The organism is Dethiobacter alkaliphilus AHT 1, from assembly GCF_000174415.1.
In the GTDB taxonomy this organism is placed as follows: Bacteria; Bacillota; Dethiobacteria; order Dethiobacterales; family Dethiobacteraceae; genus Dethiobacter; species Dethiobacter alkaliphilus.
The window spans coordinates 102,494-126,163 of sequence record NZ_ACJM01000005.1; the positions used below are offsets into that span (position 1 = coordinate 102,494).

25 protein-coding genes and 1 other annotated feature are annotated in these 23,670 nt (G+C 44.7%); of the genes, 20 read left to right on the top strand and 5 right to left on the bottom strand.

The window, feature by feature from the left end:
• Positions 1–328 precede the first annotated feature (328 nt).
• From DEALDRAFT_RS06000 to DEALDRAFT_RS06010, 3 genes are all read left to right on the top strand, one after another.
• Positions 329–1,144 (top strand): alpha/beta fold hydrolase, encoded by an 816-nt coding sequence (locus DEALDRAFT_RS06000; RefSeq protein ID WP_008515813.1) that lies wholly within the window; start codon positions 329–331, stop codon positions 1,142–1,144.
• Entirely contained in the window at positions 1,141–1,755 is a 615-nt protein-coding gene (locus tag DEALDRAFT_RS06005) for a TetR/AcrR family transcriptional regulator (RefSeq protein ID WP_008515815.1), read from the top strand. The genes DEALDRAFT_RS06000 and DEALDRAFT_RS06005 overlap by 4 nt, the downstream gene beginning before the upstream one ends.
• A gap of 122 nt (positions 1,756–1,877) precedes the next feature.
• Positions 1,878–2,321 (top strand): universal stress protein, encoded by a 444-nt coding sequence (locus DEALDRAFT_RS06010; protein ID WP_008515817.1) that lies wholly within the window; start codon positions 1,878–1,880, stop codon positions 2,319–2,321.
• Positions 2,322–2,423: 102 nt separating this feature from the next.
• Here DEALDRAFT_RS06010 and tlp read toward each other — a convergent pair whose 3' ends face one another.
• Positions 2,424–2,648: a small acid-soluble spore protein Tlp gene (gene tlp / locus DEALDRAFT_RS06015; protein ID WP_008515819.1), complete on the bottom strand. Its 225-nt coding sequence runs from the start codon at positions 2,646–2,648 to the stop codon at positions 2,424–2,426.
• 201 nt (positions 2,649–2,849) lie between these two features.
• On the opposite strand from tlp, the gene DEALDRAFT_RS06020 reads away from it, so the two are divergent.
• From DEALDRAFT_RS06020 to DEALDRAFT_RS06045, 6 genes are all read left to right on the top strand, one after another.
• A complete protein-coding gene (locus DEALDRAFT_RS06020; RefSeq protein WP_008515822.1) occupies positions 2,850–3,884 on the top strand; it encodes a hydrogenase small subunit in 1,035 nt (344 codons plus the stop codon).
• A gap of 13 nt (positions 3,885–3,897) precedes the next feature.
• The gene (locus tag DEALDRAFT_RS06025; RefSeq protein WP_008515824.1) at positions 3,898–5,265 is read left to right on the top strand and encodes a nickel-dependent hydrogenase large subunit; all 1,368 of its coding nucleotides are present in this window, start codon (positions 3,898–3,900) and stop codon (positions 5,263–5,265) included.
• A gap of 49 nt (positions 5,266–5,314) precedes the next feature.
• Complete coding sequence (locus DEALDRAFT_RS06030; protein WP_008515825.1) at positions 5,315–5,911, top strand: cytochrome b/b6 domain-containing protein; 597 nt, start codon at positions 5,315–5,317, stop codon at positions 5,909–5,911.
• Positions 5,912–6,055: 144 nt separating this feature from the next.
• Complete coding sequence (locus tag DEALDRAFT_RS06035; protein ID WP_008515827.1) at positions 6,056–6,385, top strand: cysteine-rich small domain-containing protein; 330 nt, start codon at positions 6,056–6,058, stop codon at positions 6,383–6,385.
• Between the two features lie 106 nt (positions 6,386–6,491).
• Positions 6,492–6,759 (top strand) — a binding site (T-box leader).
• A 291-nt stretch (positions 6,760–7,050) separates the two neighbouring features.
• Positions 7,051–7,320: a chorismate mutase gene (locus DEALDRAFT_RS06040; RefSeq protein WP_050780778.1), complete on the top strand. Its 270-nt coding sequence runs from the start codon at positions 7,051–7,053 to the stop codon at positions 7,318–7,320.
• A 70-nt stretch (positions 7,321–7,390) separates the two neighbouring features.
• Positions 7,391–8,419, top strand: coding sequence for a 3-deoxy-7-phosphoheptulonate synthase (locus DEALDRAFT_RS06045; protein WP_008515831.1), 1,029 nt, complete (start codon positions 7,391–7,393; stop codon positions 8,417–8,419).
• Between the two features lie 86 nt (positions 8,420–8,505).
• Here the strand turns inward: DEALDRAFT_RS06045 and DEALDRAFT_RS06050 are convergent, their stop codons facing one another.
• A complete protein-coding gene (locus tag DEALDRAFT_RS06050) occupies positions 8,506–9,642 on the bottom strand; it encodes a helix-turn-helix transcriptional regulator (RefSeq protein WP_008515833.1) in 1,137 nt (378 codons plus the stop codon).
• Complete coding sequence (locus DEALDRAFT_RS06055) at positions 9,639–11,243, bottom strand: MalT transcriptional regulator family protein (protein WP_008515835.1); 1,605 nt, start codon at positions 11,241–11,243, stop codon at positions 9,639–9,641. The genes DEALDRAFT_RS06050 and DEALDRAFT_RS06055 overlap by 4 nt, the downstream gene beginning before the upstream one ends.
• A 169-nt stretch (positions 11,244–11,412) precedes the next feature.
• On the opposite strand from DEALDRAFT_RS06055, the gene DEALDRAFT_RS06060 reads away from it, so the two are divergent.
• The 5 genes from DEALDRAFT_RS06060 (at position 11,413) to leuD (ending at position 16,456) form a co-directional block, all read left to right on the top strand.
• A complete protein-coding gene (locus DEALDRAFT_RS06060; protein ID WP_008515836.1) occupies positions 11,413–12,330 on the top strand; it encodes an ABC transporter ATP-binding protein in 918 nt (305 codons plus the stop codon).
• Positions 12,331–12,333: 3 nt separating this feature from the next.
• Positions 12,334–13,926 carry an ABC transporter permease gene (locus DEALDRAFT_RS06065; protein WP_008515837.1) on the top strand — a complete coding sequence of 531 codons (1,593 nt, stop codon included), beginning with the start codon at positions 12,334–12,336 and terminating at the stop codon, positions 13,924–13,926.
• 29 nt (positions 13,927–13,955) lie between these two features.
• Positions 13,956–14,207, top strand: a complete 252-nt coding sequence (locus DEALDRAFT_RS06070; protein WP_008515838.1) for a hypothetical protein — start codon at positions 13,956–13,958, stop codon at positions 14,205–14,207.
• Between the two features lie 422 nt (positions 14,208–14,629).
• The gene (locus DEALDRAFT_RS06075; RefSeq protein WP_008515839.1) at positions 14,630–15,916 is read left to right on the top strand and encodes a 3-isopropylmalate dehydratase large subunit; all 1,287 of its coding nucleotides are present in this window, start codon (positions 14,630–14,632) and stop codon (positions 15,914–15,916) included.
• A gap of 15 nt (positions 15,917–15,931) precedes the next feature.
• Entirely contained in the window at positions 15,932–16,456 is a 525-nt protein-coding gene (leuD, locus tag DEALDRAFT_RS06080) for a 3-isopropylmalate dehydratase small subunit (RefSeq protein ID WP_008515840.1), read from the top strand.
• A gap of 51 nt (positions 16,457–16,507) precedes the next feature.
• Here the strand turns inward: leuD and DEALDRAFT_RS06085 are convergent, their stop codons facing one another.
• The gene (locus tag DEALDRAFT_RS06085) at positions 16,508–17,449 is read right to left on the bottom strand and encodes an alpha/beta hydrolase (RefSeq protein ID WP_008515841.1); all 942 of its coding nucleotides are present in this window, start codon (positions 17,447–17,449) and stop codon (positions 16,508–16,510) included.
• A 46-nt stretch (positions 17,450–17,495) separates the two neighbouring features.
• A complete protein-coding gene (locus tag DEALDRAFT_RS06090) occupies positions 17,496–18,032 on the bottom strand; it encodes a helix-turn-helix domain-containing protein (RefSeq protein WP_008515842.1) in 537 nt (178 codons plus the stop codon).
• Between the two features lie 378 nt (positions 18,033–18,410).
• Between DEALDRAFT_RS06090 and DEALDRAFT_RS06095 the strand changes: the two genes are divergently transcribed.
• The 6 genes from DEALDRAFT_RS06095 to DEALDRAFT_RS15930 all read left to right on the top strand — a co-directional run bounded on the left by DEALDRAFT_RS06095 (position 18,411) and on the right by DEALDRAFT_RS15930 (position 23,592).
• A complete protein-coding gene (locus DEALDRAFT_RS06095; RefSeq protein ID WP_008515844.1) occupies positions 18,411–19,337 on the top strand; it encodes an ABC transporter ATP-binding protein in 927 nt (308 codons plus the stop codon).
• A complete protein-coding gene (locus tag DEALDRAFT_RS06100; RefSeq protein ID WP_008515846.1) occupies positions 19,330–20,544 on the top strand; it encodes an ABC transporter permease in 1,215 nt (404 codons plus the stop codon). The genes DEALDRAFT_RS06095 and DEALDRAFT_RS06100 overlap by 8 nt, the downstream gene beginning before the upstream one ends.
• 14 nt (positions 20,545–20,558) lie before the next feature.
• Positions 20,559–20,993 carry a hypothetical protein gene (locus tag DEALDRAFT_RS06105; RefSeq protein WP_008515847.1) on the top strand — a complete coding sequence of 145 codons (435 nt, stop codon included), beginning with the start codon at positions 20,559–20,561 and terminating at the stop codon, positions 20,991–20,993.
• 167 nt (positions 20,994–21,160) lie between these two features.
• Complete coding sequence (gene murB / locus DEALDRAFT_RS06110; RefSeq protein ID WP_008515849.1) at positions 21,161–22,084, top strand: UDP-N-acetylmuramate dehydrogenase; 924 nt, start codon at positions 21,161–21,163, stop codon at positions 22,082–22,084.
• A 150-nt stretch (positions 22,085–22,234) separates the two neighbouring features.
• Entirely contained in the window at positions 22,235–22,618 is a 384-nt protein-coding gene (locus DEALDRAFT_RS06115) for an ion channel (RefSeq protein ID WP_008515851.1), read from the top strand.
• A gap of 194 nt (positions 22,619–22,812) precedes the next feature.
• Positions 22,813–23,592, top strand: coding sequence for a hypothetical protein (locus DEALDRAFT_RS15930; RefSeq protein ID WP_143753393.1), 780 nt, complete (start codon positions 22,813–22,815; stop codon positions 23,590–23,592).
• The last annotated feature ends 78 nt before the right edge of the window (positions 23,593–23,670 follow it).

Consider the following 23,670-nt stretch of genomic DNA (forward strand, 5'->3'; position numbering starts at 1 on the left):
TAAGAAGGAGCGCGCTGCAGTACAGAGTTCCCTACACCACCACTGTAACCGGCGCCAGAGCCGCAGTTACAGCCATGGAAATGCTCAGAGAGAAAAATATTAATATCAAACCAATCCAGGAATATCACGCATCAATAGAAAGGACGTCCTGAAAAATCTTAGGCCTTTTGGCCATATAAATCGGTTGCGTCGACACCTGATAAGCGCGTTTTTTCAACCGTCATGTGGAAATGTATAGAAGAAATTCTCAGAACAGTCATTGACCGGGTGGTCAATATTAGTTATAATAATATTGAATTGACCATTAGGTCAAAAGGGAGGGGTTATAATGGAACGTTTTTTTGAACTTAGAACGCACAAACTAGCCTATCGGTTACAGGAAACACCAGGTAAGGATCGCGTCCTTTTCCTCCATGGCTTGGGAGCGAATCTTAGTCAGTTTGACCGGGAGTTTACTCGCCTGGCAAAGGATTACTCAGTAGCAGCACTTTCTTTACGTGGTCAGGGTAACTCCACTCGCCCTCCTGGCGATAACCCTGATGATATGAAGATTTCAGCTCTGGCGTTCGATGTGATTCAATGGATGCATGCCCATAAATGGGAGCAACCTCACGTCATCGCCTGTTCTATGGGAGGAGTAGTTGCCTTAGAAATCTTACAGCAGCAAAGCCAATTGTTTAAGAGCCTCATTACCTTTGGCACCACCCCGAAGCTTAAGCTCCCCAAAATGGCTATTAAAGCCGGGGCTTGGCTATCTGATATTTTTTTGCCTGGACTTTTCCCCAATTGGATGGCTAAGACTCTGCCGAAGACTACCACCGATAAGCCAGAAGCTCAACAACGTTTCGCTGCAGACCTGAAAGTAGCCTATGGTCAGCGAAAAACCATCTACCAGCTTCGCTGTGAATTAGCCAACTATGATTACACCCAAGTGCTATACGAATCTATCATTCCTGTACTACTTCTCCAGGGCGAAAAAGATACTGCTATAAATAAGGAAATTGAAAAACTATGGCCGAAGCTTAAGGAAAACCCTTTTGTGAAACGGGAATTTATAAAAGATGCAGGCCATATTGCCAATTACGATCAGCCCCAGGCTTTTTATAATAGTGTAATCCATTTTTTTGAGGAGCTAGAGTCATGAGGGAAGAACTGAGCAAGGCAGAACAGACCAGAGAGAGAATTCTTAATGTTGCTATTCGGGAGTTTGCTCTGCAAGGGTACAATAAAGCCTCCACCAACCATATTATGGAGCAGGTAGGCATGGCCAAAGGACTGCTCTTTCACTACTATTCGAATAAACAAAAGCTATACCTGGCGTGCTTGCAGAAAGTACTGGCTGAAGTCCAGAAGGAACTAGATCAGTTTATGCAACAGATGCCTCAGGACCTTTTTGAACGCCTGGCCAGTTTTCTTAGATGGAAGAACCAACTGGCCATAGACCAGCCACTAACCTTTCGCTTTCTGTTGGGCATATCCAAACTGCCCTCCGGGGTGCGTTCAAATGCAGATGGAATGCTTGTTTCCTTGAGGAAAAAGAATAGCCAACTGTTAGCGGACTACGATCAAACCCTATGGGACCCTAAAGTTAACCAAAAGGATGCTTTGGAAGTGGTGGTGCTGCTCTTTGATTCCATGGACCACAAATGGGTGCAGCAAATGGACGCTGATACACCGCAAGACCAGAAAGAGCTGCTGTGTTATGCACTACGACTATTAGACGTACTTAAGGTTGGTTTCTATCGGACCAATTAATCTCTACTTAGCAAGTGCCGTCTGTTTCCGTAAATCCCCACCAGCCACCGGAGAAGAGTAGCAGGAAATTTTTAACACATGCCGAATTATAGAATTAAAGCCAGTAAAGGGGATGATACCAGATGAAAATTTTGGTGTGCGTAGATGGGTCGGAACAAAGCAAGCGGGCTTTAGAAGAAACGGTATATATTGCCGGGGGATATAATGTAGAAGAAGTCAGTGTAATACATGTTCTTAATTACAGGCCAGAGAGCCATGGAGAAGTGGCATTTCCGGCAAATGAGCATTTAGAGTATTACAATCAGTTAAAACATAAAGCAAAAAGCGATAGCCAGCATATTTTATCAGAAGCGGTGGAACTTTTGGAAAGCAAAAAATTAAAAGTAACCCCAATCTTTGAAGAAGGCCATCCGGCTACAATCATAAATAAATTGGCTGAAGCTGAAGGGTACGATATTATCATATTAGGGAGTAAAGGTTTAAGTGGTTTGAAAAAAGTTCTCTTCGGCAGTGTAAGTAATGCAGTGCTGCAGGGAGCACAATGTAATGTCTACATTGTAAAATAATTCTTAACTCCACAAAAAATAGCAACCCGGCGACATGCCGGGTTATTTTTGTGTTAGTAGTTTGGTCATTATAGAGGAAGTAAAACTATTGGTATTCTTGCTTTACTTTCTTTTTTCTCTGGCTTTTGCCTCATCTTCAATCTCCAGGCGCATACCACCTAATGCATGCTCCCTGCGGTCGTTCTTTTCTTTGAGGGTTTTCTTCATGTTGGGGTCATCTGTTTTCTCGATCATTTCATCTGCACGGTGCATGTTTTCGATGGTCATGTCAATGTTTTTCTGAATACGTTCTACATTATCGCTACGATCATCCGGATTGTGTTTCATTTAGGTCAGCTCCTTTCATCTATATCTTCATTTTTTATCAAAACCTCACTTTTGATGAATGGAAAATTAGACCGAATTTTAAAAATGGAAAACCTTCGGTCAGGAGGATTTTTTGAATAGCCTGCATTAAGCAGGCTAAACTATTACAAATTAACCATGATATTAGCATAAAATCGGTTACCGGAAGGGTGGAGAGAGGCCTTGTTTAAGGTTAAAAAGGCCGGTAAACAGTCCCGGCCGAAGTCCCCACTCCTCTGGCTGGGTACCAATACTTGTGGCGGAGACGCTCTTTCGTTTATGAATTCACTGGACCCGGGTTACTGGGATGTGCTCACGGATCTGATTGACTTCCGGTATTTTTATTTAAATATGACGGCAGAAGGAGATATGGCCACCGGAATCCTGGATGATGCCATGGTTAGATGGCCCGGCAAATATATTTTAGTGGTTGAAGGAACCGTACCCGTCAAGTCTAACGGGCTTTATTCGGTAGTTGGCTGGCGCAACGGGGAACCTCTGACCGCCCTGCAGGCAGTACAGGAACTGGGGGCAAAGGCCCGGCATGTAATAGCGGTGGGCACCTGCGCCTCATTTGGCGGACCTTTTGCCGCCTCGCCCAACCCCACCGGTTCGCTGCCGGTGCAGTCCGTATTGGACAACAGGGTGATAAACGTGCCGGGCTGTCCTGTCAATCCTGACTGGATGATGGGGACGCTGGTTCACCTGATACGTTTTGGCGAGCCCAAGCTGGATAGTTTTGGCCGGCCTCTGTTGTTCTACAAAGAGACCATCCACAACCAATGCCAACGGCGCCATTACTTTGACAACAGTATTTTTGCCAAACAGCCAGGAGAGCCTTGGTGCCTCTACAAGGTTGGATGCAAAGGGCCGGACACCTTTGCCGACTGCCCTAATCGTCAATGGAGTGGAGAACATTTAAGCTGGCCGGTGAAAGCTAATGCCCCGTGTATTGGTTGTGTTAATCCTGAGTTTCCCGATGGCAACGCGCCGTTTTTTGAGCATCTCTCAGATGTGTACCTGCCGGGGACCCGGGTAACCGCTAACCGGGTAGGCGCCATAACTGCAGCGGCCACCGCCCTTGGTATTGGTGCGCACTTAACAGGTACTATCCTGACCGGCAGGCTTGCCAGTACATATAAAAAGGGATTTTCAGGCACAAAGAAAGGGTTAAAGACCATAGGCAAATTAATGCAAGGCCTGGGCAAAAAGCGGTAAGGACGGAGAAGCTATGCCATCAAAAATCACACTGGGGCCAATTACCCGGGCCCAGAATTCCTGTTCTGTGGAAGTTTCCATCGAAAACGGCGCAGTGGTAGATGCCCGCTGCGGCGTAGATTTTTTCCGGGGATTTGAGCTAATCCTTAAAGGCAGAGACCCGCGGGATGCCGGTTATTTATCACAAAGGATCTGCGGTATTTGCTCTGCTGCGCACGGAACGGCGGCTGCAATGGCCCTGGAAGATGCTGCGCAAATACGGCCGCCCCGTAACGGTGCACTATTGCGCAATTTAATCCTGGGTGCGGACTTTATGCAGGACCATTTCCGGCATTTCTACATCTATGGCTTGCCCGACTATGTAGAGGGACCCGACATGGGTCCGTTTGCCCCCGGATATACCAAGGGGTTTCGTTTATCAAAAAAGAAGAATGACCTGTTGATGAAGCACTATCAACAAGCTTTGGATATAGCCCGGTTAAACCATGAGATGGTAACGCTTCTGGCAGGCAAAGCTCCCCACAATCAAGGATTGTTGGCAGGTGGGTGTACTGTGCCTCCGGCAGCGGATATTCTTGCTGATTTCCAATCAAAATTAAAAAAAGTAAGAGCCTTCATTAAAGATGTGATGATGACCGATATGATGATTTTGGCTGAAACCTACTCCGACTATTATCATATCGGTACCAGAGCTGCCGATTTTCTGGAGTTTGGACTATTTACCCACCCTGAGAATAACCAAAAACGATATTTTCCCTCCGGAGCGTTAATTCACGGACAGAACAAAGAAGTAAACAGCAACCTTATTGCAGAGCATCTGCGAAATTCCTGGTATGACGAAGAAGCGGGAGCACAACATCCCGCTCAGGGCAAAACCATACCAAACCGGGAGAAATCAGGCGCTTATTCCTGGGTAAAAGCACCTCGCTATGACGGCAAATCCGTAGAAGGTGGGCCGCTGGCGCGACTGTGGATTAAAGGTGATTATCAAAGAGGGGTCTCTGTTATGGACAGGAATATGGCCCGTGTGCTGGAAACGGAGAAGATAGCCGATTTAATGGTGCAATGGTTGGCTGAGCTTGAACCGGGCAAGCCGGTTTTTAAAAGCTTTAAGATGCCGTCAAAAGCAGAGGGTATTGGCCTTACCGGCGCGATGCGCGGACCTTTGGGTCACTGGTTGAAAATAGAAAAGGGAAGAATTGCTCATTACCAGATTATCACGCCAACGGCCTGGAATTTCTCACCACGGGATGCTTCCGGGCAATTAGGCCCGGTGGAGGAAGCCCTTATCGGGACAACCATCGAAGATGAAAAGGAACCTGTGGAAATAGGCAGAGTGATTCGTTCTTTTGATATATGTTCAGCATGTGCCAGCCATTAAACTGTAAACTTCAGGTGGGAACATAACATTAATTAACGGAGGTAACAGAGTGAAGGCATTGTTGTCGTTTCTTACTGGAAAAAAGCGCAGACATTCCTTGGCCGCCAGGGTTTTGCACTGGATATATGCCCCGTCCATCTTGGCCAGCATCCTAAGCGGGTTTTATCTGAGCTTTCCTTCTCCTCGCCGTGGTTTTCGCAATGTGGCGTCTGCCCAGAAAACCCATTTTATAGCTCAGTTTTTGCTGATAGGCTCCTACATATCCCGGATTTACAAAAGCTATGCCGTTAAGGATTATAAAGAATTAGTACCCGACGCAAAAGATATTGCCGGGTTGCCGGCATTTTTGCAGCATGAGTTCTTTCTAACCTCTAAAGAGCGGAAATACAAAAAATATAATCCTGGACAAAAGCTCCTCTTTACCGCTTTTGGATTACTGGTACCTTTGCAAATTTTTACAGGTCTGCATCTATATTCACCCCGGGTTTTACAGAAAGCTTCCGTTCCCCAAAAAGGGCTAGGCCCAATGCGCAAATGGCACTACCTGTCCGCCTTAAGCATTTTCACACTTACTGCAGGACACCTTTACTTTGTCTTTACACATGATCCAAAGAAGCTAAAATCAATATTTACAGGTTCTGAATAAGCCAGTGTGATCTACAAGTAGCCTGAGGGTGTATTGACTATATAATTAATTATCAGTATAATTTTTTTAAATAATTGATTTCAAAATGGGAGTCTCTTGGCAAAGGCTAAGGGGCTTTTGGTTTTTCTTTACGAAAGGATGGGAATGATGATAAAAAAAAAACAACAGGCATCACAGGGAAACGAATACTGGCGAGGAACAGAATACGCCTTTATTAATCACAAGAAATGCGAATCTTTCCCCTGTCATGCTACAGATGATCCGGACAACTTTAACTGCCTGTTTTGCTATTGCCCGCTTTACGCTCTGGGCGATGCTTGTGGCGGTTGTTTTCAGTACACAGAAGGTGGCATCAAAGACTGCAGCGGCTGCACCATTCCGCACGATAAAGATAATTACGGTTATATAACAGAGCGTTTTAACGAAATCGTTGAATTAACCAAATGGGTAAAAGCTAACAAACCTTCAAAATAGCTTGCCTCCCCGTAGCAACGCGAGGTCCCCGTAGCAACGGAAAAATTATGGTAAAAACAGTTGACGGCTTTCAGTTATTCTGCTATAGTACTTAATAATCAAATAAATAAAAGCAATGAAAGAGAAAAGTAAGCTGGCTTTAAGCTTTTCAGGGAGGAAGTGTCATCGACTGAAAGCACTTCCAAAGCTATGTTGGCCGAAGTTCGCTCTTGAGCTGTAGGTTGAACCCAGTTGTCTGGATAGTAGGCCGTACCGGAGACTTCTACCGTTAAAAGGAAGAGGGTATCGGATGAATTCCTGTACCTTTGTCAAGATGGCCTTTATTGAGGCCAACTAGGGTGGTACCGCGAAAGTATATACTTCTCGCCCCTAAGAGGGTGGAGAAGTATTTTTATTTGGTGGTATATATGACAAAGGATGGTTGGAATAAGTAAATCCCGTACCTTGTTGAGAGGAATAAACTTGTTGTTTATTCAATTAGGGTGGTATCGCGGAAGTCTGTAGCTTTCGTCCCTTTAGGGGATGGCTATAGGCTTTTTTCTTATACTGGTAGAAATTATAACGCTTCGCAGTTTGCGAAGCTGCTAAGGTAACCAGTATTGAAAAGCACGCGTTAAGGGAGCTGAATAAGCGTGCCTTTCTTATTCCGGTTTGGGGGTGAAGTAGTGACGATTAATGATGCAAGAAGAAAAATAGACGAAATAGATCAAGACATTATTAGCTTGTTAGGGAAAAGAAGGCGTTGTGTAACAGAGATAGGTGAATTAAAGGCCAATAAAGTAAAGGTCAGGGATATTGGCCGGGAGCAGCTAATTCTTAAGAATTTGAAGCAACAAGCAATAAAAGATGGGTTGGACCCTGAATTCATAGAGAAAGTTTATAAGGAAATTTTTGCTTACTTTATACAGTGCCAAAATGATATGCTTGAAACCTAAGCTGTGAGCGAATCTGGATCATTGATTCCGGGCAAAAAAGTAACCTGCGAAAAAAAAGGAGAGACATATTATGACAATGAAGTTCATTAAGCGAATTCCCACAGCGGATGAAATTATGGAAATGATACCCGTACCGAGCCACATTAAAGATATCAAAGAAAAAAGGGATGGGGAGATAAGAAATATCCTGGAGAATAAGGATGAAAGATTTCTTTTAATAATAGGCCCCTGTTCAGCGGATAATGAAGATTCTGTTTGCGAATATATTGGAAGGCTTGCACAGGTTCAGGAAAAGGTTAAAGATAAAGTTTTAATTATCCCCAGGATCTACACCAATAAGCCTCGTACAAATGGTGTGGGCTATAAGGGGATGGCGCATCAACCGGATCCCCGCAAAAAGCCAAATTTATGTGAGGGTATAAAAGCCATCAGGAAAATGCATTTAAGGGCAATAAGCGAATCTTACATGCCTGCAGCAGATGAAATGCTTTACCCGGAAAACTATATCTACCTTTCAGACGTCTTAGGCTATGTTGCCATTGGTGCCCGTTCAGTGGAAAATCAGCAGCACAGACTAACTGTAAGTGGAGTTGAAGCACCGGTTGGCATGAAAAATCCCACAAGCGGCGACCGGTCTGTAATGTTTAATTCCATTATTGCAGCACAACAGAGCCATTCTTTTGCCTTTGCCGGATGGGAGGTGGAAACTACCGGCAATCCCCTCACTCATGCAATTTTAAGAGGTGCTGTGGACTGTACCGGTAGAAATATCCCTAATTATCACTATGAGGATCTAATTCTGGTTGCTGAGGACTATGAAAAGCTGGGACTTCTAAATCCGGCCATCATTGTTGATACTAACCACTCAAATTCAATGAAATGCTTCTCTGAACAGCCCAGGATTGCAAAAGAGGTCTTAATGAGTAGAAAATATGATATTTTGCTGAACAAAATGATTAAAGGTCTGATGATTGAAAGCTACATGGTGGAAGGAAAACAGGGCGTCGGTGAAAATATATATGGTAAATCAATTACAGACGCATGCCTGGGATGGGATGGTACTGAAAAGTTAATTTATGATATTGCTGAAAGTATCTAAACAATCAAAAGAATCCGGGTGGCCATTTTTGTGGCTGCCTGGATTCTTTTTGATTAAGCGATGATGATAGGTAGGTGGGGATAAATTTAGCTTGGGAGCATGTTTAGTTTGCGGGCCATGGCTATTGCCTGAGTTCTTCCCTTTACCCCCAACTTGCCGTATATATTGCTGGTATGCCATTTTACCGTTCCCACCGACAGAAATAGTTTTTCAGATATCTCCTGGTTGGAGAGGCCGCGGTTGATTAAATCAAGAATCTCCAGTTCCCGGGTACTGAGCTCTTCCACCAGACCCGGAATAGGGCTTGAAGCAAGTTTAAGTGGCTCTTCTTTAAAGCTTTCCTGACCTGCATCAGGTGATATTGCCTGATAGACCCGCCGGGCATATTGTAACAGTTCTCCGGACAGGGTAATTTCTGTGCTTTTGTCTTTCTGGTCTAACAGACGATAAAAAACGGGAGCCGTATCTTTGCCTTCATCTAAAAACACCTGAAAATATCCACATTCAAACCCTGTTTCAAGGGCAGTACACAGGCATTGTTCGGCAGCCGCGGAGTTGCCGGTCTTTTCTTCTAAACAGGCTTTGAGTAGAAGTAGCTCAATATGTGTTTTTTGATCCTGACCATTTAAGGCCAGTTCGGCTGCCCGGTTTAATAATTTACGCGCTTTGTCATCCTTGTTTTCTTTCATTAAAATGCCGGTATATGTCAAAACGCCTTTTCCCTGTACGATTTGCACAAGGTTATCTTCATTTAATTGGGCGCAAGAGAACAGTTCCCGTGCCTTTTCCCATTCTTCCAAAACCACAAGAATGCGAGCCTGCCAGGTAGTGGCGGCAAGCATTATAATATACGGCAGATTAGTTTCCCGATTTATGGTTTCGATTTCTCGTATGCAAATAAGGGCGTCGTCGAATTTTTGCTGTGAAAATAACAGAGCAATCTTATATAGATTATTCCATCCCAACATGGGCTTATGAACCTTACCCACGGCCAGGCCGCGTTCCAGGCAGCGTTCAGCCTCACCTAAACTGCCCCGCTCTCTCATCAGTTCTCCAAGCAATACCCAAAGGCCGCCTATCTGGGGTGCCCACAAAAAATCTTTTTCCTTTGCCGTTTTCAGAGTAGCATGGATCAGTTCTTCCGCCTCAGTAAGTCTACCCATGTTATGTAGGCATACAGCCAACTTAAATGAGGTGGAGCTTGCGTAGTAATATCTGTTCATCTTGCTGCTGGTTTGGTGGGCTTCAAGATAAAAGGGGTAGGCAATTTAGGATCGCCCAAAAACAGCTGAGTGTCACCGGAAATTATGGCTATATTGATTCTTAAAAAATAGTTGTCGGCAGGTAACAGCCGCAATGCTTCTTGTGCATGCTCCAGTGCCTGGGGAATTTTATGGGAGAAAAGGTTATGATAAGCCTTTACCAAAGCTACGATACTGCTGTATTCCCGGTGATTTTTTAGCTTTTCATCCGCATTTTCTTCAGCCAATGCCAGTAAGGCGCCCACTTCCTCCCTGCCTTTCCTCATAAGGTGATAAAGTGCCTTATATACGGCTAAAAGGGGATACTTTCGTAATATCTCATCCGGGAAGCTATCCAGGCAGCGGACAATAAGGTTCGGGCCTTCCGACTCAACTATTTCTTTACTGTTAGCATGAAGTATTTCAGCTACTTTATCTAAGTTTTTAACAGTTAAAAAATGATAAACCGCTTCGCTGAGTTCGTTTGCCTCAAAAAACCATTTTCCTGCCTTATTATGTAATTCAGTTATCATTTCCGGCTGCCTGCTTGATAGCTGGTGGCGTAGCAGGTCGGAAAAGAGGTGATGATACCGGTACCATATTCCCTGGTTATCCAGGGGAATTACAAACAGGTTTGCAGCCTCCAGGGCAGAAAGGACTTCCGCACTGTCGTTGCTGCCGGTAATCGCATCGCATAATGGTGCGCAAAAGCGGTTTAGAATTGATGTCTGCATCAAAAATTCACGCACAGCCTCCGGTTGTCTGGTAAAAACCTCCTCGCTGAGAAAGTTAAATACGTTGCGTTGGTTGCCGGCAAACTCGTGAATAAATCTATCCTTATTGTTATTTGATGTAAGCGAGTAGGCGGCCAACTGTAAACCTGCAATCCAGCCTTCTGTTTTTTCATGCAGGGTATTAAGCTGCGCTTCACTTAGCGCCAGGCCTTTTGTTTCTGTAAGTAATCTGCCGGTTTCCTCTTCATTGAACCTGAGTTGATCAAGACGCAATTCGGCCATTTTCCTCTTGGCGCGCCAGCGGGATAAAGGCCAGGGAGGGTCGGAACGGGTAGTGATGGCCAGATGTAATGTGGGAGGGAGGTTTTCTATGAAAAAGGCCATATTCTTATGAATCCGGACATTCTCAATCAGGTGGTAATCATCGAGAACCAGAATGTATGGTTTATCCAGCGCAAATAACTCGTTTAACAGAGTAACCAGGAACGATTCAATATCTTCAGATTCTGCGGACAAAGCATTGGAGCGCAGCATCTCCATTGGCCCTTCTCCCAAATCCGCTTTTAACGTTTGCAGTGAGGATATCAGATACAGCCAGAACCGATCTTCCTTATTGTCAGCTTCATCCAAGGCATACCAGGCGGCCCGGTCTTCACGGCCGGTCAGCCAGCTTCGGATAAGGGTGGTTTTGCCAAACCCTGCCGGGGCAGAAACCAGCGTCAATGGGTAGGTAAAGCCTTCCGCCGCCCAAAGACCATGATCCAGTGATTCCAGTATGCAGGGGCGGGGCAAAATATTGGCCCCCTGCGGAGGAACGCTGGTTTTTATTTTTAAAATGTTTCCAACCATAAAGACACCTCCCGTTGTCTATATTTTCCTTGTGGGCTGCGAGGAATCCTCTTTTTACCTTAAGCAGAAGTTGGGGGGTTGGTATTGACCCAACCTAACTTTGGTCAGGTCTCACCTCTGAGAGTTTGCGTTATGATTGAGGTAACAAAAATAAACGGAGGTGCCTTAAATGACTGTACTGGAAACAAGAGAACTAACCAAGTATTACGGAAAGTTTTTGGCTCTAAATAAAGTAAACCTTAATTTAGAGCGCGGTGAAGTGTTGGGGTTTATCGGTCCTAACGGAGCCGGTAAGACCACGGCGATTCGTATCTTACTGGGACTTTTGCGCAAAAGTAGCGGGGAGGCAAAATTATTTGGTCAGGATGCCTGGAAGGATGCGGTGGAAATTCATCGAAGACTGGCGTATGTGCCCGGGGATGTGCACCTGTGGCCCAATCTTACCGGTGGAGAGGTTATTGACCTCTACAGTAAACTGCGTGGCGACATCAATCAGCAGCGCCGCGCTGAAATGTTAAAGCGTTTTGATTTGGATCCCACCAAAAAATGCAGCACTTACTCCAAAGGAAATAGGCAAAAGGTGGCACTGGTGGCGGCGTTTGCATCAGATGCGGAACTCTTTATTCTGGATGAACCCACTTCCGGCCTGGATCCGTTGATGGCCAGCGTTTTTCAGGACTGTGTTGCCGAAAAGAAGCAAGAAGGCAGAACAGTACTGATGTCCAGCCATATCCTGGCCGATGTGGAGAAGCTGTGTGACCGGGTAAGCATTATCAGGCATGGTGAAATAGTGGAGACAGGAACACTGACGGAACTTCGTCACCTGACCCGCACAATGATTGCTGTGGAAACGGCTCACCCCCTTGCCAACCTGGAAAAAATGGGCGGCGTTTATAACGTCAATAAAGACGGAAACCGTGCCAACTTCCATGTGGAAAGTAATCGGTTAGATGAGATTATGCAGTATCTTGTACAGTTTGGCATTCGCTCTCTTACCAGTACCCCTCCCACCTTGGAGGAACTGTTCATGCGCCATTACAGTGAAGAGCTGGATAGCCTGAATGGTAAAGCAGAAAGGAGTGCATAATGAATGAACAATTTCATCGGAACCAAAACTCTTGTTCAACTGGCCCTGCGGCGTGACAGGGTAAGGCTGCCTGCCTGGCTCTTGGGTATAGCCATCATGGTGGGAGCATTAACCCTTGGCAACGCGGAATTTTCCGCCCAGGAAATGAAGGAAATGATAATCATGGCCTCGTCAAGTCCGGGAATGCGTTTATTTATTGCGCCCATCATGGAAGGAAACATCGGTGAGTTAGGTCCCTTTATCCTGTTGCGCACGTCTTTTATTATCGCTATCCTGGTGGCTATGATGAATATTCAGGCAGTGGTGCGGCATACCCGTGAAAATGAAGAAACGGGCTGCGCAGAAATGTTGGGGTCTATGGTGGTGGGACGCTATGCCAGCCTTGCCTCGGCCCTAATCGTAGCTATCGGCGCAAATGTTTTGATGGCCCTTCTGATTGCTTTGGCTCTAATGGCAAACGACCAGCCGGCGGTTGGCTCCTTTGCAGCCGGCGCTTCTTTCGCTGCCTTTGGGTTAGTCTTTGCCGGCGTGGCAGCAGTTACAACCCAGCTTTCGGAAAGTACCCGGGGATCCAGCGGGTTGGCCTCAGTGACCCTGGCCTTCGCCTTTTTGCTTAATGCTCTGGGGAATGTATTAGGAGAAGTAAGAGAAGGGGGGCTGGGTTTTGAAAGTGCCTGGGTAGTCTGGCTGTCACCCTTGGGCTGGGTTCAGCAAGTCTATGCCTACGGTGAAAACAACTGGTGGATTCTGATTCTGTTTGCTATCCTGTTTGCTTTCCTGACTTATGGTTCTTTTATCCTGGTTAACCGCAGGGATGTGGGCAGAGGCATCCTGCCCGCCCGTCCCGGACCCGCTGCTGCATCACCCTGGCTCCTTTCCCCGCTGGGCCTGGCCTGGCGGCTGCAGCGCGGCACGCTTTTGGGCTGGGTTATCCCCATCGCAGTTTTTGGGATCATATTTGGCGCTGCCAGTCAGGAATATGCCTCCACCATTGAGGGGATAGAGCTTTTCCAGAACATTGCCCTTTCAGCGGAGTATTTCCTCTTCTCACTTATAAGCATTATAGCTGCCATTATCGCCTTCTATACCATGCAGGCAATAATGCGGTTGCGGGCAGAGGAAGCGGGTGGCCCGCTGGAATCGGTTCTGGCCACTGCAGTTAGCCGCTTTCATGTCTTCTCCAGCCATATTGCGGTCAGCGTTTTTGGCACCGTCGCCCTCTTGTCATTATTTGCGCTAAGCTCTGCCCTGGCGGCAGGATTATCTGCCGGGGAAACTCTAGACCTGTTAAAAGCAGCCTTGTTCCAAGGCGCGGCGGTTATGACGCTGGCAGGTTTTGTAATTGCAGCATACGGACTGCTGCCCCGCGTGGCAGGTACCTTGTCAATGTTAGTTGTCCTGGTTAGCCTTTTGGCAGGAGCGTTTGGCGACCTGCTCAACTTACCGGAAGTGCTGCAGGAGATGTCCCCGTTTAGCCATGTGGCTCCTTTTCCCGCCGATGTAACAACAGGCTCCATAGCCGCTTTACTTGGCATAGGGTTGGTGTTGGCCTCAATTGGTCTGGTGGCTTTCAGGCGCCGTGATCTTAGCCTGTAGTTTTGAAGCCGGTAGGAGGAGGAAAGAAAATGGTAAACAAAAGGGAGTCTGAGCAAAAGCGCATCTGGCGAATCCGGGCAAAAACACTATCCCACCTGGATTGCTGGCTGGTGGATTGCTTCGAAGGGTTGGAGATTAGCCATGAACCCGGCGCCACTTCCACCATCGCAGGAGAATTGCCTGACATGTCAGCGGTATACGGCTTGATTTTACTGCTTCGCGATTCGGCAATCTCTTTAATCTCTCTGCATGTGGAACAAATAGAAAGGGATGTTGGTTAATACCATGCTGACCAGATAAATAAACAGGAGCTATTAGCCCCAGATTCAAAGGACCCAGCCTTTAATGTCAGGCTGGGTCTGAATTTATGGCCGCGCCACAGCCTGGAGGCTGCCATAGTAGCTCATGCTTTTGCCCATGTTGGTTTCTTTATCTTCAGGCTATTAGCATTGGCTTTCAACCTGGCTTAGCTCATACTTTGGATTGGCGCTGAAAAAATGATATATCTTCGCTACAGATGATAATCCTCTTTTCTTTGAAAAGGGGAGTTCTTCTTTCTGGCAAGCGAAATAAAGCCTTAGACTGAGTTCTTGCAATTTTACTTTGAAAATATGCGAAAAAAATTATATAATATAAGGCATATATATTTAAAACCAGTGCAAATTATATAATTTGTGACAAAACGAAACAAGGGAGAAGAGTAATGGGTAGAACAATAGCTGAAAAGATATTTGATGCACACAGGGTGGATATGCCGTTTTCTGATACACATGTTCTGAAGCTGGACAGGGTGTTCTGTCATGAAATCACCACACCTATTGCCATTACCGACCTGATGGCAAGGGGTATGGACAGAGTTTTTGATCCCACAAAAATTAAAGCTGTTATAGACCATGTAACCCCTGCAAAAGATTCTAAAACAGCCGAACAGGGAAAGATCCTGCGTGATTGGGCTAAAAGGCATGGTATCAAAGACTTTTTTGATATCGGAAGAAATGGGGTCTGCCATGCGCTGTTTCCTGAGAAAGGATTTGTAAGGCCCGGATACACAGTAATCATGGGGGACTCCCACACCTGTACACACGGGGCTTTTGGCGCTTTTGCCGCCGGGGTCGGCACCACCGACCTTGAGGTGGGTATCCTAAAGGGCGTGTGTGCCTTCCATGCTCCCAAAACAATAAAATTTGTGTTAAACGGCGCTTTAAAACCAGGCGTATATGCCAAAGATTTGATCCTCTTTATTATTAAAGAACTGACTGTAAACGGTGCCACCAATAAAGTTATCGAGTTTAGTGGCCCGGTTGTTGATGAAATGTCAATGGAATCACGCATGACGCTGTGCAACATGGCCATTGAAGCCGGTGGTACATGCGGAGTTTGCTATCCTGATATGACAACCGTTGAGTACCTTTGGGAATTTATCAAAGATGAGTTTAACTCAAAGGAAGAGGCTCTAAAGGAATACTCAAAATGGATGTCCGATGATGATGCCACGTACGAAAAGGTATATGAATATGATGTTTCCGAATTAGAACCCATGGTAACCTTCGGGTTTAAGCCGGATCAGGTAAAGCCGGTTAGAGAAATGGCCGGAACAAAGATTGACCAGATTTATATCGGCAGCTGCACCAACGGCCGGATAGAGGATCTGAGAATTGCCGCCAGCATCCTCAAAGATAAAAAAATAAGCGATGACGTGCGTGGAATTGTAAGCCCTGCAACTCCGGCAGTTTATTCCATGGCTTTAAAAGAAGGCATCATCGAGATTTTCCAGGATTCCGGCTTTTGTGTTACAAACCCCACATGCGGAGCCTGTCTTGGTATGAGTAACGGTGTACTGGCCGAGGGTGAATCCTGCGCTGCCACCACAAACCGGAACTTTAACGGCAGGATGGGTAAAGGCGGAACAGTTCATCTGATGAGCCCTGCAACTGCTGCAGCTTCTGCCATTGAAGGAAAAATTACAAATTCACCACTATATAAAGGTTAAGTTGTGGAGGAAAAAATGAAAACATTCAGCGGAAAAGTTTTGTTTTTAGACCGAAGTGATATCAATACCGATGAAATTATCCCGGCCAAGTACCTCACCGAAATCACCAAAGAGGCTCTGAAGCCTTATTTGCTGGAGGATTTGACCCTTCCCGGTTTTAACAACACAGAAGATATCAACGATAAAGCAGTGATTGTCACCAGAGCCAACTTTGGTTGCGGCTCTTCCAGAGAACATGCTCCGTGGGCCCTGGAAGTAAACGGCATTAATGTGGTTATCGCAGAAAGTTTCGCACGAATCTTCAGGCAGAATATGTATAATTGCGGAATGCTGGCCATTGAGCTGCCAGAGGATAAGATTGATTATCTTTTTGAGAATTACTCAGGTAAAGATACTTCAATAACCATCGACATCGAAAACGATAAGATCATTGTAACTTCAGCAGACAAATCAGAAGAAATTCCTTTCAAAGTCGGCGAATTTGCCAAGACCCTTGTCAAAGAAGGCGGTTGGGTAGGGTACGCTGATAAAAACTATTAATTTAATAAAAAAATCCTGCAGAATTGGTTCTGCAGGATTTTTTTTGACCTGTTAAATATATTGCTGTAACCACTGGGAGATTATTCTTTGAAGTTCCGGGTGCAGTGGCTTGTTCTCGTTCTTTTTATAATCTTTGATGACATTAAGAACAGATGCCGCCACCGAAACCTCTTTAAGAATATGATCCATATTTTCAATAACATAACTTTCTGTGGGACCTTGGACATAGTTTGGCAAATCATATACTTTTTCCGGAGTAACCTGGATATCTTTTGATCCGGTAATAGCTAAAGAAGGGCAGGTCACTTTTTTTAGATCTTCAAAGACATTATAGGTGAAATGCTCCCTGAACCATTTAGCATTCATCTTTTGCAGCTGAAACCTCACCACCGTTTCACTGGAGTTCATTATTTTATCATTAAACTTTTGGGCCTGTTTTTCTATCTTTTGCTCTGCCTTTAAAAGACGGACCAGCTTCCCCTTGAAGCCTTTCATATTTAAGAGTTCTTCTGCTGCCAGTTTCCTTTGTCTTTTCAGTGCGTCGTTTGTAGGCTCCGCTGCTCCGGACAAAAAGATCAGACCGTCCACAGGGCGTCGGGCATTGGCGGCTGTAATGAGGGTGCATCCTTCGCTATGTCCCAGTAAAACTATTTTGCTAACTTGGGGGTGTTTCTCCAGAAACGCAATGTTACTTTCAATGTCATCTACTAAGTCCATCATCCCTGTCTCTAAAAAGTTTCCGCCGCTTTCTCCAGCCCCCCGTTTGTCAACGCGAAGGGTTATAAAGCCTAAGCCGCTGATTAGCTCCGCCAAGTCTTTATACATGTTGGGGAAAAATTTACCTGCCTTAACGTTTCCATCCCGATCTCCAGTTCCGGAACCTGCAACCAATAGCACTGCGGGGAAGGGCCCCGGGCCTTCGGGGATTGCAAGTGTTCCGGCCAGCGGATATTTACCCTCAACAGTTACCTTTTCTTCCTGAAATTTTTTCATCTATATCGTTCCTTTCTCTAATAAACTATAACTTCATCATCAAGTTCTACTTATCTGTACTCTGGGGTAAAACTATGGTGGAAATGGTCCTTAACTTTCTTTCAGGAGTAGGATCATTATCCAGTGCTTTTGCCACAACTTTTCGCATCTCCGTCAGTAATTCTGTTAATTCTTCATTACTTAAGTATAGGCTGGCCTGCCTGTAGCTTACTCCGTCCTTTTCCAGGTCAATGTTTTCTTGCTGCAGGTACTTTTCATAGTCTCCCAATAAGTTAGTGAGGAAGCTAAAAAAGAAGTTTAGATGGTCCTGGCGGGAAGCCTTTTTTATTTCCTCAGCTGTGACACTCTGCAGTTGATCAGACAAAGCGTAAACCTTTTCCACAGTACCTCTGACCCTGTTTTCTTTAACTACTTCCAGAATTTCCGCTTCCACCAATTTGTTTAAGTGTCTGTAGAGGGTGGCCTGAGGAACGTCACTGACCTTTTGTGAGATTTCCTGGGCCGTATGTTCTTTCCCTCCCAGCAGGCTTTGCATTATTCTCATGCGAATGGGGTGCAGTAGAAAATTCACCTTAGACTGCATATCATCACTCCCGTTATTATCATTCTCAATAATGATAATAATATATAAGATGATAAAAGTCAAGCCAGTTTTTTAGTTTTTTTTCGTTTGTTTAGAAATTGTCCAGTTTTTGTTTAGTGTACAACCTTATAATACAATCAAGCACAATAGTTAAACGGAGGTGCACAAGATGCAAAAGAACTATAACCGGCTTACAGAGGGTCAGAAAAATAATCTCGAGCTTCTCCTCTTAAAGCTGGAATTCAAACGGCTTAAAAAAGCAAAATAGCCGGTTTGCTTGTTAAGTTATAAAAATAAGCAGGTTATATGCGCAGGTGGTAGAAGTATATGCGGTGGTAAAGTTAAACTAAGGACAGATTTTAGAGGAGGCCTGTTTATATGCAGCAAGAAGCCTTGGTTATAAACAACTTAAGTAAAAGTTACGGAAATTTTAAGGCCGTAAATAATATATCTTTCACCGTAAATAAAGGGGAAATAATGGGATTGCTTGGTCCAAATGGGGCGGGAAAAAGCACTGCCATCCGCATCATAATGGGCATTCTGTCCGCAAGCAGCGGTGAAGTGAAGTTTTTGTTCAACGGGGATTCCTCCGTACTGGATAAGAGTAAGATAGGTTATTTGCCTGAAGAGAGAGGCCTGTACGATGATGTTAAAGTTTTGGATAACCTTCTTTATCTGGCCTCTCTAAAGGGTGTGCCCCAAAATGAAGCTAAGGAAGAAGCCATGAACTGGTTGGAGAGGCTGAATCTTGCTAATTATGCCAACAGTAAGCTGGAAAAACTGTCCAAGGGAATGCAGCAGAAGGTCCAGTTTATTGGGGCGATACTGCATAAACCGGCCTTGGTTGTATTGGATGAGCCTTTCTCAGGACTGGATCCTGTAAACCAGGATGTTTTTAAGGAAATCATCCTGGAGTTGGGGCGGCAGGGCACCACAGTTTTACTCTCTGCTCATCAAATGAATGTGGTTGAAGAGTTGTGTGACAGAATCTTTATGATTAATAAAGGTAAGCAGGTTCTCTTTGGCAGTTTAAAAGAGATTAAGCAAGGCTTTAAAGAGTATATGGTAAAGATTACTTATCAAGGCGATGGCGATGTTTCTTTCTTGCAGCATAAATCCGGAGTTAGCAGGTTACATCAAGGGCGGCACAGTGTAACGTTTAGTTACGAGGCGGATTTGGGAATAAGTGAGTTGCTGCAGGAGATTACTGAAAAGGTAGCGGTGGAGGAGATCCGCGCCGAAAAGCCGCCACTGCATGATATATTTATCCAGACTGTTCAGCAGAGGGGCGAAGAAATTGAATAATACCAGATGGTCTAATATAAAAAGAGTTGCGCGCTGGGAGTTTATTAAAGCGCTGAAAAGCCCTACTTTCTTAGTGCTGACATTTGTTGTTCCTCTGCTGATGGTTGCCGTAGGTGGGATTAGTTACCTTACCCAAACAATTGGCAGTGATCAGACGGTAACCGTTGCGCTGGTTGACGAAACGGAGGACTTTTATACTTTTTGGCAAGATCAGCAGCACCAAAGCAATCTTAACCTGACACTATATCCAACCAGTGAACAACACCTGCTGGAAGACTTGGTTCTGGAGGGTGAGTATGAAGGCTATATGATATTTTCCGAAGAAACCCTCAGTACTGGACATCTTCCTTTTTATGCTGAAGATATTCGCTCCGTAAATCATGACGTGATTTACAGGGAGCTTGAGTCTGTTATATCGCTTCACAGAATGCAGAGAATGGGCCTGGCGCCGGAACAGATTGCCGCGGTAGGCACACCGCTAAGGATTGATGTCCGGGAGCTTTCCGGCGAAGAAATTAATATTGCCGGCTTAATTTTACCCATTATCTCCGGCGTGGCGTTGATTATTGCCACAGTTTTCTCAGGGCAGGTCTTAATGTACGGTGTTATTAAGGAAAAGCAGAACAGAATTGTGGAGATCCTGTTATCATCCATATCTTCATTTGAACTGATGGTAGGTAAAATATTGGGCTTTGGTTTGTTAAGTCTGACCCAGATGGCTATCTGGGCCACAGTTGGCATAATTGTTGCCGGTAGTTTCTTTGATGTGGATATTTTGCAGTTTGAAGCGCACCAATTTGTCTTGCCCCTGCTCTTCTTCATCTTTGGTTATTTCATGCTGGCATCGCTTTTTGCCGCAGTGGGAGCAACCATGAAGGAGGCGGAAGGGAGCAGCCAAATTCATGGCCTGGTGATTATGATTCCCATGCTACCCATGTTTATCTCCGGTCAGCTTTTTATGTCACCAAATGCTTTGTGGGTTAGAATCCTCAGCCATATACCTCCGTTTATTCCGGCTACGGTATTGCTTCGCATGGGTGCTACCAATCTTCCCGTCTGGGAGGTGGCATCAACCCTTGTTGCTTTAACAATTTCCACAATAGTTATCACAATTTTCGGTGCCCGCGTGTTCAAGGGGGGAATTATGCAGTATGACCGGGCTGTAAACTTAAGGGACCTAAAGGCCATTTTGGCAAAAGATAAATAAAAAAGGGTGACATTATGAAACAATTTAGCGGCATCTTGATAATGTTGATATTGGCCATAACACTGGTTGGTTGTGTTTCAGGTCAGGCAGGCGATATTTCCATAATTAATAGCTGGGAAATGGAATTTGCCACAGATGCAGTTGGGAATCTGTTGGCGGCAAGTACAAATAATGAAGATTTTACAGGCGAAAAGATGGATGTGGTAGTTCGGTTTAGCGAAGACGGCACATTTATTTTAACGAACCTGTCCAGCAATGAAAGCTGGGATGGTACCTTTGAGAAAAAGACATCTGCTGATAATGCAACATTATTTGAGGTGACTTTTGCAGACGGCGCTGTGGCGGATGCAGTCGTTGGAAAACGCGAGTATGAAAGTGGTAACCAGGTTGGATCTTTAACCCTGAGCTTAGAAGACCGCATCGTTTCGTTTATAGAGAAAGAAGACTAATAACCGTTATAGAATGCCCGGCGCTGGGATTGGAGAAATCCGCTCTGGGCATTCCTACTTTAAGAGAGGTTTGCGGAATATAAGTAGTAATTTAATAATATTAATTAAATCAGCTTTGCCCCAATTTACGGCAGGGTAGTTATTAAAGCTTTTGTGGAGGGACTTGGATGGATTTTATAAACAAAGTAAAAGAATTTATAGAGCTAAATTTAGTTGACACCATGTACTTTCCCGATGAAGATATGAAAAAGCATACCACCTTTAAAACAGGCGGAACAGCGGATCTGCTGGTGGAACCACAAAGTATAGATGAGCTGCACAAACTAATGAAGTTTGTCCTGAATGAAGAAGTGCCCTATATCATTATTGGTCGCGGCAGTAATTTACTGGTCAGTGATCAGGGTGTGAGGGAACTGGTTATAAGAATTGACAAAAACCTTAGCAAGTATGAGACAAAAAACGAAACACTTGAGGTTGAAGCGGGAGCGGCAATAATAGATGTGGCACACTTTGCCCAGCGAAATTCTTTATCAGGTTTGGAATTTGCCAGTGGAATCCCCGGCACAGTGGGCGGGGCAGTTTTTATGAATGCCGGCGCATACGGCGGAGAGGTTAAGGATGTGCTGGAAGAAGTACTGGTTTTAACTACGGATGGCCATTTGGTAGTTAAAAGTGTAGATGAGCTGGGACTGGGTTACAGGACCAGTGTTATGCAAAGGAACGGAGATATTGTTTTAAAAGCGAAATTTAAGCTGCAAAAAGGAAATCAAGAAGTTATACAAAATGAGATTAACGAGCTGAAGCGTAAAAGGGAGGAGAGCCAACCTCTGGAACTGCCCAGCGCAGGGAGCACATTTAAAAGGCCAACGGGCTATTTTGCCGGGAAGTTAATTCAGGATGCAGGTTTGAAGGGATATCGGATTGGCGGAGCGCAGGTTTCTTTGAAACACGCAGGTTTTGTTGTTAACAGTGGCAACGCTTCCAGCAGTGATATCTATAACCTGATAAGGCATATCCAAGCTGAGGTCAAGAAGCAGTTTGGTGTCACATTGGAAACAGAGGTAAAATTGATTGGAGAATTTAATCATTGAGATAATAAAGCCAAGTCTGTGACTTGGCTTTATTAAAATATATGGATTTATCCTCAATGCCCAGGAGGCAGGGATTATCGGGCTAACTATAATAAATTGGCGTCTAACAGCATAGGGGTTAACAATGCTTATATGAAAGGAACAGGTAGTATGAGACGGAGATCTGTTATCTTATATAACATTGTGATTTTATTTTTCCTGTACTTTTTAATTGCCTGTCTTTTCTCCGTTGTTTATATCATGCTGGAAATCCTGCAATGGGGATATGTGATTGATCATTATTCCACTTCTTTTCACCAGGCACAGCCCCTGGATCTCATCACCCGCTCCTTATATTTCAGCGTTATTACTATGTTGGCCGTTGGGTACGGGGATGTGACGCCCTTTGGGCTTTCAAAAGGTGTGGCAATGATTCAGGCGTTTGTTGGTTATATTCTGCCATACGCCATGATTTTAAATTATCTCATCTTTAATCCTGGCAACATCAAGGCTTCTAAAAGAAAGTATCGCCGGGAAAACCGTCCTTTTAAGTGAAGTTACAGCATACAATTAATGAAATGATTTTCAATTTTGAAAAAAGGTGCTGTTAAATGATAATCAGTACGTTTTTTTCAACGAAAAAAATAGTGTTAATTAGGAAAAGTACATTTAAATTGCTGTGTACTGCCCTTCTTCTAACAGCGCTATTTTGGCTGTTTAACTTTTATAAAACAACCGCAGCTACATATGTGAGAATGGAAGGACTTAGGGAAATTCGGGTTTTTTCCACCGAATTTCCTTATTTCTCGTATTCTGTGGACGATTCGGCTTTTTCTGTTTTAACTGAAAAGAAGCTGTTATACAAAACCACTTCACCCTTAACCGGGATGTCTGATTATGACCAGTATTCATTTGCATTCTTATATGATGAAGAGGAGCAGATTGTTTTTTATTACAGTCCTACCCTAAATAAGGTATATAACAAGGAGCATCTGCTTGAGCCTTCCCATGACTTAAAAGAAGTACTGCTGGACCTGGCAGCGTTATATGAGCAGGAAGTAAAAATAAAGTACGGTGCCCTGCTGGTGTGGGAGGAAGTGGACAAAGTATTTCCCATGTTTGCCGTTGCCAAAATAACCGACATCTATACCGGTGCCACTTTTTACGTTCAGCGCAGGGAAGGTTGCAGCCATGTGGATGCCCAGCCGCTGACCGCAGAAGATACGGCCATCATGAAACAAATATTTGACGGACGGTGGACTTGGGATCGTAAAGGAATTGTTGTTGAAGTTGGCGGTCACCGGATTGCCGCATCAATGAACGGCATGCCGCACGGGGCCGGTAAGATAGATGATAATAACTTCCCCGGCCACTTCTGTATTCATTTCTTAGGTAGTTCAATCCACTCCGGGAACATGGATATCCGCCATCACCGGGAAATCCTAAAAGCCGCCGGCAAGCTCCCCCTGGGTGATTCCGACTCTTTACCCAACACTACAAATTTAAATGAAGAAGACTGCATCCATTAATGCGGGAATTCCTCAATTCCTGGTAACAAAATGCAGGAAAAAGTTGGTTATTAGAGAATTTATGACAATAATAAGTTT

Bases quoted from the DNA above. Each gene is read 5' to 3' on its own strand.
- tlp (WP_008515819.1), bottom strand. From the start codon at position 2,648: ATGAAACACAATCCGGATGATCGTAGCGATAATGTAGAACGTATTCAG.
- leuD (WP_008515840.1), top strand. From the start codon at position 15,932: ATGAAAACATTCAGCGGAAAAGTTTTGTTTTTAGACCGAAGTGATATC.
- DEALDRAFT_RS06090 (WP_008515842.1), bottom strand. From the start codon at position 18,032: ATGCAGTCTAAGGTGAATTTTCTACTGCACCCCATTCGCATGAGAATA.
- murB (WP_008515849.1), top strand. From the start codon at position 21,161: ATGGATTTTATAAACAAAGTAAAAGAATTTATAGAGCTAAATTTAGTT.
- DEALDRAFT_RS06060 (WP_008515836.1), top strand. From the start codon at position 11,413: ATGACTGTACTGGAAACAAGAGAACTAACCAAGTATTACGGAAAGTTT.
- DEALDRAFT_RS06000 (WP_008515813.1), top strand. From the start codon at position 329: ATGGAACGTTTTTTTGAACTTAGAACGCACAAACTAGCCTATCGGTTA.
- DEALDRAFT_RS06035 (WP_008515827.1), top strand. From the start codon at position 6,056: ATGATGATAAAAAAAAAACAACAGGCATCACAGGGAAACGAATACTGG.
- DEALDRAFT_RS06055 (WP_008515835.1), bottom strand. From the start codon at position 11,243: ATGGTTGGAAACATTTTAAAAATAAAAACCAGCGTTCCTCCGCAGGGG.
- DEALDRAFT_RS06075 (WP_008515839.1), top strand. From the start codon at position 14,630: ATGGGTAGAACAATAGCTGAAAAGATATTTGATGCACACAGGGTGGAT.
- DEALDRAFT_RS06005 (WP_008515815.1), top strand. From the start codon at position 1,141: ATGAGGGAAGAACTGAGCAAGGCAGAACAGACCAGAGAGAGAATTCTT.
- DEALDRAFT_RS06065 (WP_008515837.1), top strand. From the start codon at position 12,334: ATGAACAATTTCATCGGAACCAAAACTCTTGTTCAACTGGCCCTGCGG.
- DEALDRAFT_RS06095 (WP_008515844.1), top strand. From the start codon at position 18,411: ATGCAGCAAGAAGCCTTGGTTATAAACAACTTAAGTAAAAGTTACGGA.
- DEALDRAFT_RS06115 (WP_008515851.1), top strand. From the start codon at position 22,235: ATGAGACGGAGATCTGTTATCTTATATAACATTGTGATTTTATTTTTC.
- DEALDRAFT_RS06045 (WP_008515831.1), top strand. From the start codon at position 7,391: ATGACAATGAAGTTCATTAAGCGAATTCCCACAGCGGATGAAATTATG.
- DEALDRAFT_RS06070 (WP_008515838.1), top strand. From the start codon at position 13,956: ATGGTAAACAAAAGGGAGTCTGAGCAAAAGCGCATCTGGCGAATCCGG.
- DEALDRAFT_RS06010 (WP_008515817.1), top strand. From the start codon at position 1,878: ATGAAAATTTTGGTGTGCGTAGATGGGTCGGAACAAAGCAAGCGGGCT.
- DEALDRAFT_RS06025 (WP_008515824.1), top strand. From the start codon at position 3,898: ATGCCATCAAAAATCACACTGGGGCCAATTACCCGGGCCCAGAATTCC.
- DEALDRAFT_RS06050 (WP_008515833.1), bottom strand. From the start codon at position 9,642: ATGAACAGATATTACTACGCAAGCTCCACCTCATTTAAGTTGGCTGTA.
- DEALDRAFT_RS06085 (WP_008515841.1), bottom strand. From the start codon at position 17,449: ATGAAAAAATTTCAGGAAGAAAAGGTAACTGTTGAGGGTAAATATCCG.
- DEALDRAFT_RS06105 (WP_008515847.1), top strand. From the start codon at position 20,559: ATGAAACAATTTAGCGGCATCTTGATAATGTTGATATTGGCCATAACA.